The organism is uncultured Mucilaginibacter sp. (assembly GCF_937859865.1).
Lineage (GTDB): Bacteria > Bacteroidota > Bacteroidia > Sphingobacteriales > Sphingobacteriaceae > Mucilaginibacter_A.
In genome coordinates this window covers 1-11,385 of the sequence record NZ_CALMAT010000026.1, presented here as the reverse complement: position 1 = coordinate 11,385, position 11,385 = coordinate 1, and the positions used below count along the sequence as shown (strand labels likewise).

The window sequence follows — 11,385 nt, the reverse complement described above, 5'->3', positions numbered from 1 at the left end:
ATTTAATTGAAGGCGGTGCCGATTTGCGCGCCGTGCAAGATATGCTTGGCCACGAAAGCATTACCACCAACGAAATTTACACACATTTAGACCGCGAATATTTACGGGAAACGATTGTGCAATATCATCCAAGAAGTTGATGCTTCTTTTATCAATATAAAATCAACGGGTTTAAACCCGTTGCTACAAAATGTACCGAGGCTCTGCCTCTACACCTTCCAAATTTTGCAAGAGCCGTAGGCTCGGCCAGTTTTGTAAAAATGGGTTTTAACCCGTTTATCTGTTTTTTAATATTTCTTGAATTCGGTTTTTACTTGGAAGTTTGCAATGCAATTGTAGCCGCAGGCAAACCGGCAGCAGTCGCCGTAAAACTCACCTTTCCGGCTTTGCCGTTGGATTGTACAATGGCCAAAGCCAAACCATGAAAAGCTTTCCGGTAATCCGCTTTGAACGGATCATGACTGACCGGATCGCCGTTATCCACACTTGCAATAAAAGCTTCGCCGTTAATGTTAAATTTTAACAAGTTATCGGCTTCAGGAACAACATTGCCGTCTTTGTCCAAAATTTTGGCAGTGATAAAAGACAAATCTTTGCCATCTGCTTTGATTAAAGAACGGTCTGCCGTTAATTGGATTTTTGCTGGTTTTCCGGCGGTTTTTATTTCACTTGTTAAAACTATTTTTCCATCTTTTCTGGAGATTGCTTTTAAAGTTCCCGGCTGATATTTTACGCGCCACATTACATGCAAGTCATCTCCTGTTTTCTTTTTTACACCTAAAGATTTTCCATTTAAAAACAGTTCCACTTCGTCTGCATGGTTATAAAAAGCCCAAACATCAACCGTTTTTCCGGCCGGCCAGTTCCAATGCGGAAAGATGTGCAGCACAGTTTTATCCGTCCACTCGCTTTGGTACATGTAATAAATATCTTTGGGGAAACCGGCCAAATCTACAATGCCAAAATATGAACTTCGCGACGGCCAGGTGTACGGCGTTGGTTCGCCGAGATAATCAAAACCTGTCCAAACAAACATGCCCGAAAGGAAATCGTATTTTTTCATCACTTTCCAGGTCATTTCGTGGGTAGAACCCCAGGCCGGACGGACATTATCATAAGCAGAAACCGTATTGCCGGGATTGCCATCGGTAAAAGGTTTATCATATCTGGAAGGCCAAACGCGGATGCTATCCGATGGCATATCGTAATATCCGCGTGTTTCCAAACCGGAAGTGGTTTCCGTTGCAATGAACTTTTTGCCCGGAAAGCGGTCGTGGAATTTAGCATAATCATACTCGTGGTAATTGTATCCAATTAAATCAATTGCACCGGATTTAATGATTTTGTTGGAAATATCGGGCCGGTCGTTGGCCGTAGTAATTGGCCGGGTTGTATCCAAACTATGTACAATTGCAGCAAGTTCCGGTGCAATACGCAACGCACTTGTATCGCTTTGTTGCGGTATCTCGTTGCCAATGCTCCAAATCATCACACTTGGATGGTTTCGGTCGCGCAGAATTTGATCTTGTAAATCTTTTTTATGCCATTCTTTAAAATACAAATGGTAATCGTATTTCGCTTTTTGCACTTCCCAGCAATCAAAAGCTTCGTCCATCACCACAAAACCCATTTTGTCGCATAAGTCCAACAATTCCGGGGCAGGCGGATTGTGCGAAGTACGGATGCCGTTTACGCCCATTGCTTTCAAAATTTCCAATTGACGTTCCAAGGCGCGTGTGTTTAATGCCGCGCCCAAACTTCCTAAATCATGGTGATCACAAACACCCAAAATCTTTAGGTGCTTTCCGTTCAAAGAAAAGCCTTTATCTGCATCAAAGTTAAAATAACGAATGCCAAAAGGTGTTTCATAAGTATCAGAAACGGATTGTTCATCCGTTACTTTGGATACAATTTTGTACAAGTTTGGATGGTCAACCGACCACAAGTTTGGATTGCTGATGGTAAAATCCTGTGATACTTCTTTTATCGTATCTTTTATGGTGAGGCCCGGAATTGTTTTGATCGTTACAATTTTGCCGGAAGCATCATAAATAATAGTGGTTAAAACAGCATTTTGTGGTTTGTCGGTGTAATTTCTAACCAAAGTTTTTAAACTGATGGTTGCTGATTGACCGCTAACTTTTGGCGTCGTTACAAATGTTCCCCAATGGTCAACCGCAAGTTTATTATTGATAATTAGCCAAACATTGCGATAAATACCTGAGCCGGAATACCAGCGCGAATTGGGCTGGACGGAATTATCAACTTTAACCGCAATCACGTTCTTTTTGGTGCCATAAAACAAGTACGGCGTTAAATTATACCGGAAAGAAATGTAACCATTGGGGCGAAAACCCAGCAAATGCCCGTTGATCCAAACCTGGCTTTTCTGGTAAACGCCGTCAAAATCAATAGAGATAATTTTTCCTTTGGAAGATTCCGGCAGGGTAAAAGTTTTGCGGTACCAGCCAATTCCGCCTGGCAAAGCGCCGCCTTCAGGTGTGGCTGGGTTTTCTTTGGCAAATTTTCCTTCAATGCTCCAATCGTGCGGCAGGTTCAGCTTTCGCCAGCCAGCATCGTTAAAATCAGCATGATGTGCGTTGGCAACATCGCCCAAATTAAAAGTCCAGTTCTGGTCAAAATCAATTCGATTCCTGTCCGATTGTGCCTTTGCAGAAATGAACCCGGCAAGCAGCAAAACGAACAGGCACAAGGAAATTTTTTTCATATTCGGTTTATTATAATTGGTACGCTAAACAACTCCTGTTTTTTAAATTTCATTGCCCATCGCCACAATGCGGTCAAACTCTTCGGCCTTCAGCGGCATTACGGATAGCCTGCCCTGCCGCACCAAGCTGATGTTTTCTAACTGCTTGTCGGCTTTTATTTCGGCCAAAGTAACCGGTTTTTTTAAGCTTTCGAACGGTTCCAAATCCACTACAACCCAATTTGGGTCTGTCGTGGTTGGGTCCTGATAAAACTCTTTTACCACTTTTGCAATGCCTACCACGGCCTTGTCTTCATTGCTGTGATAAAACAAAACCAAATCGCCTTTTTGCATGGCTTTCAAGTTGTTACGCGCCTGATAGTTGCGCACGCCGTCCCAAAAAGTGCATTTGTCTTCGTTCAGTTTTTCCCAACTGTATTTGTTCGGCTCCGATTTTACCAAAAAATAATTCATGTTTTTGCTGTTGTTTTGCTATGGGTAATACTGTTTTTACCGCATAAAATTTGGTGTCGGCAAATTAATCAAAATCCGCAAACTAAGGGCAAAATCAGGTTTCAAGTTTTAAAAGATAAGGTTTCCACGTCCTCGCTCCCCTTTCTCCGCTCCTATCAAAATCAAAAAAATTTAAATCTTATCGGTATAAATTATTTCTTATTGCTCATATTCGGCAAACTTTTGTTTGGATAAAAACTTAATAAGCAATTGTAAATTAAAAAACCAACAGCACAATCACATGGACCAACCTTCTATTTTAGGTATCAACAGAACACAAGACGGCACTATTTCTATTTTTGATGGCGGCAAACACGTGGTATCCATCCACAAAGAACGCCTCACCAAACGCAAACACCATTGGGGTCGGCTGGGCGATATGAAGTTGTATAAAGAACACATTGCCGCCATGAACCGCCCTTTTGATTTGGTGGTTGAATGTTGGAGTGCCGATAATGAAATAGAACGCAAAGAAGAATATCACGAAGAGTTGCGGACGGTTTTGGATTTGAAACCGAACGCAAGAATTGTCGAAATTTCGCACCATTACTCGCATTTGTACAGTGCTTATCCGCCAAGTGGTTTTGAAACTTGTGCCGTAATGATCATTGATTCGGTTGGAAGCCCGGTTGAACATATCAAATATGATTATCCGGGAAAAGAAGGCAAAACGGGTTTGTTTGAAGTGGCATCTTATTACTATTGCCACGCTGGTGAAATTACTTGTATTGGAAAACAATTGCACGACCGCGACCCGGAAAACCCGCAAGGTTTGGGCAATTTTTATTACAAGCTGACCGAATGTTTGTTTAAAGGCGAAGGCAACGAAGGCAAAGTGATGGGATTGGCGGCTTATGGTAACTTGGATGCTTTGGATTTGCCTGAATTGGATGTACAAGATGGCGAAGTTTTTATTCCGAAAGCATGGCAGGAACTATTCAAATCTACCGAATACAACTTCAAAGACGAGATCAAAACGTTCCAGGAAAAAGCAGATTTGGCAGCCAAGGCACAAGATGTTTTTGAAAAAGCATTGATAAAAATAGCATTGTGGTTAAGTGAAAAAACCGGAACTAAAAACATTGCTTATGCCGGTGGTTGTGCCTTAAATTGTGTGGCCAATACCAAAGTTTTGGAACAAGGTTACGATCTTTTTATTCCGCCGGCACCACACGATGGCGGCACTTCGGTAGGTTGTGCCATTTACGGTGCGGTAGAATGTTTCAAAATTAAAAACGAATACGATTGGCGTTTTGATTATTTAGGGCCTGATGTAAAGTTGGAAGAAATAACCGAATTGGTGAAAAACTATCCGGAACTAAGCATCGAAAAACCGGAAGATTTGATTGAAACTTGCGCCAACCATATTTACTGGGGAAAGATACTTTGCGTATTCCAAAGCAACAGCGAGTTTGGGCCGCGTGCATTAGGCAACCGTAGTATTGTGGCCGATACACGTTATGCCGTCAACAAATTTTGGATCAATACTTTTATCAAAGGCCGAGAATGGTTTAGGCCGATTGCACCTTTTGTATTGGAAGAAGACGTAAGCGAATATTTTGATTTTAAAGGCCGCACACCTTTTATGTTGTTCACCGCTTTTTTAAACAAAAAATACATTGATAAATTTCCAACTATTGAACATGTTGACCATAGCGCAAGGATACAAACCGTGATTAAAGACGACAACGAATTTATTTACAGTTTGATCAAAAACTTTAAAGAAAAAACCGGCGTTGGCATCATCGCCAATACTTCTTTTAACGGCAAAAATGAGACGATGGTCGAAACTTTGACCGATGCTTTAAATTGTTTCTCCAAAAATGCAATCCATCATTTAGTTGTTCCGCCATACATTATTTCCAAGAAAACAGAAGTAATCAATCCGTTGCAATTATCAAGTTATAAAGTTTAAGTTTTGAAAACATATATTTTGTCGCCGCATATTGACGATGCAGCTTTCGGCTTAACTTGTACTATTTCCAAGCTCATCAGCAATCACGTTTCTGTTGATTTGATTAATTGTTTTACCATCACAAAATGGACAGGCGTTTTTGTATCGAAAGATATTGAAGTGGTAAGTGCTTTGCGCAAACAAGAAGATGCAGCTTTTAACCAATACTTAGGTTCGGCCATTAAAGTTACCAACTTAGAATTGTTGGATGCGCCTTTACGCAACAATTATATCCATCAGTTTCATCCGTTTAATGAAAACGAACTGGAACTGATCGAACAATTGAAAAACCATTTACTGCAACAAGTAGATGGTTTGTTGTTTTGCCCGCTTGCCCTTGGAAACCACATTGACCATGTACTTTGTTTGGAAGCGGTGATACAAGTTTATCCAAAAATAAAAGTTGTTTTTTTTGAAGATTTGCCTTATGCAAACCGCATTACTTTGGATGAAATAAAATTCCATGTTGACAATTTAGCAAAAAGGTTAGATGCAAAGTTGAATAGTTTCATCTCTGATTTGGATCAATATACAATTGACAAAAACCAAGCTATCCATTTATACAAAAGTCAGGTTGATGAAGAAATTTGTGCCGAAATTATAGCGCATCAAAATGCTTTAAACGGCGAAAGATTGTGGGGTGAAGCTGACAATATTAACTTGTTGAAATCACTTTTAAACTAATCGGCAATACTGTTTTTATCGGTATAAAATTGGAGTTGGACTTTAAAACATATTTAGAAAGACAGCTTATTTAATTTGATAAGTTATTAAAATCATCAACAGAATATAGTACAATTTGATTTAAAAAGGTAGTTGTACATTGATGATAGCCGCTTAAATTTATGGCAGTAAAAGAAGCATATTGTTTATTTGTATTCTTGTTGATATTTATAGTATCCGTACAAGCACAAACCGAACAAAAAAAGGCAGAAGGATTAGTTGGATCTTATCTTTTCAATCATACAAAGAATACAAGTAATGCTGCAAGTTTTAAATTTAACCCGATTAAAGCTTTAAGAAGTCCTTTTGAAAATACCAAATTGTACAAAAACTTATTGCGTAAAGTAGATAGTTTGAAAATTGAAGGAAAGCGCATTGATGCAAGGATCGCAAAAATGAAAACCACTGCCGCACTAACGCAGGCCAAAAAAGACAGTTACCGATTATCTAAAGAATTGACAACTGCAAGTGATAATTTAATTGATTATATAACCACTTATAAAGGCCAACAAATTGGTTGGATTTTAAAAACTCGTTATCCAATTAAAAATAAGCGTGGTGTTTATTCTTACATACAAAAAACTTTTTACCTCAACAAAGAACTTACACAAGTAGATTCTGCCAGATAATTTAAGCTGAAATTTTTTTGATAAGTTGTTTTGCCGATACTGTTTTTACCACTAAAAAATTAGCAAAAGGCACAGCAAAAAATTAAAAATAAGCTATATTTGGAACTGTTAAATTAAACAAAAGCCCGGGTGGCGAAATTGGTAGACGCACCACTTTGAGGGGGTGGCGTCCGAAAGGATGTAGCGGTTCAAATCCGCTTCCGGGCACTCAATCCAACTTACAGTTCTAACTGCAAACCGTCATAAGCCAACCTGATATTTTCAGGCAGCTCTTGAGAAACATCTTCGTACTTGCCCAAACGATGACTGATGTGCGTAAAATAAGTCATCTCCGCCCCTATTTTTTGTGCAAATGCAATGGCTTCGGCAAAAGTAAAATGCGAAATGTGTTTTTCCTTTTGCAAGCCATTCAGCACTAAAATTTTGCTTCCTTTTATTTTCTCCGTTTCTTTTTCGGACACTGTTTTTGCATCGGTAATGTAAGTGAAATTGTGGATGCGAAAACCAAGCACCGGCAACTTATAGTGCATCACTTCAATCGGGATAAAAGGAATGCCGGCAGCCGTAAAAGGTTCAAGGCCAATGGTTTTTAAATTAATTTGGGGTATTCCGGGATATTGGTAATCACTAAAAATATAAGAAAATTCACGTTTTAAAGCAGCCTGAACGCGCAAATCAGCATAAACATCAATCGCTGAGTTTTGGAAATAATTAAACGCGCGAATATCGTCTAAACCGGCAATATGGTCTTTGTGTTCGTGCGTAAAAACTACGGCTTCCAAGTGTTTTACTTTGGCCCGCAACATTTGGTAACGAAAATCAGGACCAGAATCAATAACCACATTCTTTCCGTTTTCTTCAATTAAAATAGAGGAACGCAAATGTGTGTCGCGCGGGTCATCAGAAGTACAAACCGCACATCCGCAAGCTATCATAGGTACGCCTTGTGATGTTCCAGTTCCTAAAAAAGTAATGCGCACGTTAAAATTTTAATAGTGATTATTTTGAAATTGATGAAAATGACCTGTAGTAATTAACAATTTTAGCTTTGCATCCACCAAAAATATGGTGCTAAAAGAAGCATTGCTCCGGCTAAAGATAAAACCTTTTAACGCAAATCTACCACTTCCACACCCGGATAATTTTTTTTGTTGAAGCCGAAAATCGTGTCCGTTCCTTTGTAATCTGTTGCAGGTGAAGTTAACAAGTAAGTGTAACGGCTTCCGTTTTTATCGAAAATAACCGCACTGTAAATGCTGGATTTTGCTTTGTTGACCAACAACCGGATCTTAAAAAAAGGTTTCTTGCTGTCGGTCGGCGTCAGTTCGATCTGTTGATAAATTACGCCTTGCTGTTTCACTTCGCCAGAAAATAAATACTTGTAGCCTTTTTCGTAAATCGTAAAAATTTGCGCCGGGTTTAGCGTTTGCGACTTGTTGTCCGCGTCGTTAACCTGCACTTCATTGTCTTTTTTAGCATACGTCCACTGCGTTTTTCCGTCGCTGATGATTTCCTGGCCAATGCTTTTTTTACCACCCAAAAGTTCGTAAATGGTTATCCTGAACTTGTTGGTTTTTGGGTTGGCGATGATCGTTCCGCTTTGTTTAAAGCTTTTGATGTTTTCCTGCGGGTTATCCAAAACATAACTAAAATCTGATTTAATCGCTGAAAACGACTGGTATTTTTTGCTTACCGCACTTAAAATTGCTTTTGCCTTTGGGTCTGTTTGTGCTTTGCAAACTGAAATTGCCATCAGCAAAACCAGCAAACAAAGGCATACTCTTTTTATCCTCATTAATTTATTTTGAATTGATGTTTGTAATAAATTGTTCCAGCGCATAATCATCGGGCAGCAAAACTTCGCGTGCCTTGCTGCCTTCAAACGGGCCAACCACGCCTGCCGCCTCCAACTGATCAATAATCCTGCCTGCACGGTTATAACCCAATTTTAATTTCCGTTGAATAAGCGAAGTCGAGCCTTGCTGGTGCATCACAATTAACCGGGCAGCTTCTTCAAAAAGCGGATCACGGTCGCTGGCATCAAACTCTTTGGCTGTACTTTCGCCGCCTTCGCCCACAAATTCGGGCAGCATAAATGCCGAAGGATAACCACGCTGATTGCCGATAAAATCAGAAACCCGTTCCACTTCCGGCGTATCCACAAATGCACATTGCAAACGGATCAGGTCGTTTCCTGTTGACAAAAGCATATCGCCGCGACCTATTAACTGATCAGCGCCGCCTGCATCCAAAATCGTCCTGGAATCAATTTTTGATAAAACCCGGAAAGCCAATCGCGCCGGAAAGTTCGCTTTAATCGTTCCGGTAATAATGTTGACCGAAGGCCTTTGCGTGGCAATCACCAAATGGATGCCTACCGCACGCGCCAATTGTGCCAAACGGGCAATTGGTGTTTCCACTTCTTTGCCGGCCGTCATCATCAAATCAGCAAACTCATCCACAATCAAAACGATGAAAGGTAAAAAACGGTGTCCGTCAGTCGGCACCAATTTCCGGTTGATGAATTTTAAATTGTATTCTTTTAAGTTACGAACTTGTGCATCTTTCAACAGATCGTAACGCTGGTCCATCTCAATACAAAGCGAATTCAGCGTGTTGATAACTTTTTTTGTATCGGTAATAATTGCATCGGCTTCGTCCGGCAGTTTGGCCAAAAAGTGGCGTTCGATTTTTTTGAACAACGTCAACTCCACTTTCTTCGGGTCAACCAACACAAATTTTAATTGCGAAGGATGTTTGCTGTACAAAAGCGAAACCAGGATGGCGTTGATGCCAACCGATTTACCCTGACCCGTTGCACCAGCAACCAGCAAGTGCGGCATTTTGGCCAGGTCAGCAATATAAACCTCGTTGGAAATGGTTTTACCCAAAGCAATCGGCAAATCCATTGTATTGTTTTGGAACTTTTCGGTTGCAAGAATGGACCGCATTGAAACCATTTCCGGATGCAAGTTTGGCACTTCAATTCCAATGGTCCCTTTGCCGGGCATTGGTGCAATAATACGGATGCCCAAAGCGGCCAAACTCAAAGCAATATCATCTTCTAGGTTTTTAATTTTGGAAATACGGACGCCAGGCGCAGGGATAATTTCATACAAAGTTACGGTTGGGCCAACGGTTGCTTTGATCTTATCAATCTCAATATTGTAATGGTTCAGCGTTTCAACAATTTTGTCTTTGTTGGCTTCCAGTTCTTCGTTGTTGATTTGGATTTTACTTGGCCCGTAATTCTCCAACAGTTCCAAAGTTGGTTTTTTGTAAGATGACAAATCCAGTTCCGGATCATACAAGCCAAATTCTTCTACCAGTTTGTTGGCTGTTGTTTCTACCGTTGGTTTTGCAACCGTAAAAACAGGTTCGGCAGCCGTTTCTTCTTCAATTTCTTCCGGTTCGTCTGCAATTTCCAAAACCGGTTCCGGCGTTAAAACAACCGGTTTAAAAACTTCCGTCAGCGGGATAATTTTTGGCAGGTTTACAGCTTCCGTCCGTTTTGGGGCGATGTTAAATTCAACGCTGTCATTTGGTTCGGTCTCGGGCAATACTGTTTTTACCGGGTAATTTTGGGCGTACTTGGTTGGCGGAACAGCAGGTTCGTCATCCGGAACAATATTAAGCGGACTTATCGGTGCGTTATGCGCAAAGTGCGAAGCTGGAATAATTGGCTCCTCGCCTGCTTCAGCCGCTTCAGTTTCTGCCAAAGTTGCTTTTAGTTTTCGTTTCGGCAATTTAAAATCTATATTATAAACAACGATCAGGAAAGTGAGGGCGGCAAAAACCAGCAAACCGGCAACACCTGCGGCACCAATTTGAATTTCCAGCAAACGGTTCGTCCAGAAGCCAAATTCACCTTCCAAAAAATGCGGATAATCAGTGATCATCCCATGAAAAAAACCAATGGCAACCGAGAAAAAAAGGATGCTAAAAAAAGCATAGCCCAAAGTTTTGCTGATGGAAAACAAGCGTACTTTAAACAGCAAACGATAACCAATTACCAAAAAAACCACAATAAAAATGAAGGACGCAATGCCAAACCATTCGTAAATAAACTGGTGCGAAAGCAAAGCGCCCAGCTTGCCCAGCCAGTTTTGCACCACTGGATTGGTAACGCCGCTGTCCATCAGTTCCTGCGGGGTTTTCCAAAAATTGCCCCAGCCGCCGTTTGATTCAAGCACGTAGCTCTGGTCGTCTTGCCAGGTAAACAGGTAGGAAGTAAAGGCGATGAGAAAGTACAGGCAAATGATCAGGAAAAACAGTCCTATAATTTTAGCAATCCGACCGTCCTGCAAATCAAACGAAGGAAGCTCGGGCTTGGCTTTTTTAGTTTTGGGGAACATATAAGCCGCCCCGGACTTATTTTCTTCCTTGATTTGGTTAGACTTGAACTGATTTCCTTTTGGAGGCATTTACACAAAAAAGATTAATTTGAACAACAAAGTTACTTATATTGATGGCAAGAATCATCTGCGTTTTAGTTTTAATTAACTTCTTAAAACTTGTTGGCAAGCACGGGTTTCGGCACAAATTTTACCATGCTTCTTTTACGAAAGAAAATTAATTAAGATTTGATTAAAGATCGGTAACGCCGGAGCCGGCCCGTTTAATGTAGTTTCGGAAATCTAATACGATGCCGGCAAAAAAGTAAAAAATAAGCGGCAAACCAACGGCGATAAAAGAAACATAAATGAAAAAAAGCCTGATCTTGCCGATAGAAACGTGGAAACGCTCGCCCAAATAAGTGCAAACACCAAAAGAATATCTTTCAAAAAAGGTTAAAATACGTTGCAGCATATCAGCTTGTTTTTAAAAGTTTGTTTCCAATCCCGCAGGCCAAACATCGT

Annotated in this window: 10 protein-coding genes and 1 tRNA gene; 5 read left to right on the top strand and 6 right to left on the bottom strand. The window is 40.5% G+C overall.

Going from position 1 to position 11,385, the window contains the following annotated elements:
- On the top strand, positions 1–140 hold a 140-nt coding region (locus tag Q0192_RS03415), incomplete at its 5' end, for a tyrosine-type recombinase/integrase (protein ID WP_299286102.1).
- A gap of 170 nt (positions 141–310) precedes the next feature.
- Here Q0192_RS03415 and galB read toward each other — a convergent pair.
- Entirely contained in the window at positions 311–2,728 is a 2,418-nt protein-coding gene (gene galB / locus Q0192_RS03410) for a beta-galactosidase GalB (protein ID WP_299286099.1), read from the bottom strand.
- A gap of 42 nt (positions 2,729–2,770) precedes the next feature.
- On the bottom strand, positions 2,771–3,181 hold the full coding sequence (locus Q0192_RS03405; protein WP_299286096.1) for an EVE domain-containing protein: 411 nt from the start codon (positions 3,179–3,181) through the stop codon (positions 2,771–2,773).
- 280 nt (positions 3,182–3,461) lie between these two features.
- Between Q0192_RS03405 and Q0192_RS03400 the strand changes: the two genes are divergently transcribed.
- The 4 genes from Q0192_RS03400 to Q0192_RS03385 all read left to right on the top strand — a co-directional run bounded on the left by Q0192_RS03400 (position 3,462) and on the right by Q0192_RS03385 (position 6,733).
- Positions 3,462–5,135, top strand: a complete 1,674-nt coding sequence (locus Q0192_RS03400) for a carbamoyltransferase C-terminal domain-containing protein (protein ID WP_299286093.1) — start codon at positions 3,462–3,464, stop codon at positions 5,133–5,135.
- Positions 5,136–5,138: 3 nt separating this feature from the next.
- Positions 5,139–5,858: a PIG-L family deacetylase gene (locus tag Q0192_RS03395; RefSeq protein WP_299286091.1), complete on the top strand. Its 720-nt coding sequence runs from the start codon at positions 5,139–5,141 to the stop codon at positions 5,856–5,858.
- A gap of 161 nt (positions 5,859–6,019) precedes the next feature.
- Entirely contained in the window at positions 6,020–6,526 is a 507-nt protein-coding gene (locus Q0192_RS03390; RefSeq protein ID WP_299286088.1) for a hypothetical protein, read from the top strand.
- A gap of 123 nt (positions 6,527–6,649) precedes the next feature.
- Positions 6,650–6,733, top strand: a tRNA-Leu gene (locus Q0192_RS03385).
- Between the two features lie 11 nt (positions 6,734–6,744).
- Here the strand turns inward: Q0192_RS03385 and Q0192_RS03380 are convergent.
- The 4 genes from Q0192_RS03380 to Q0192_RS03365 form a co-directional block, all read right to left on the bottom strand.
- Positions 6,745–7,506 (bottom strand): MBL fold metallo-hydrolase, encoded by a 762-nt coding sequence (locus Q0192_RS03380; protein WP_299286085.1) that lies wholly within the window; start codon positions 7,504–7,506, stop codon positions 6,745–6,747.
- Positions 7,507–7,634: 128 nt separating this feature from the next.
- Positions 7,635–8,321, bottom strand: a complete 687-nt coding sequence (locus Q0192_RS03375; RefSeq protein WP_299286082.1) for an outer membrane lipoprotein carrier protein LolA — start codon at positions 8,319–8,321, stop codon at positions 7,635–7,637.
- Positions 8,322–8,325: 4 nt separating this feature from the next.
- Positions 8,326–10,950, bottom strand: coding sequence for a DNA translocase FtsK (locus tag Q0192_RS03370; RefSeq protein WP_299286079.1), 2,625 nt, complete (start codon positions 10,948–10,950; stop codon positions 8,326–8,328).
- A 163-nt stretch (positions 10,951–11,113) separates the two neighbouring features.
- Positions 11,114–11,335 carry a PspC family transcriptional regulator gene (locus tag Q0192_RS03365; RefSeq protein WP_299286076.1) on the bottom strand — a complete coding sequence of 74 codons (222 nt, stop codon included), beginning with the start codon at positions 11,333–11,335 and terminating at the stop codon, positions 11,114–11,116.
- Between the last annotated feature and the right edge of the window lie 50 nt (positions 11,336–11,385).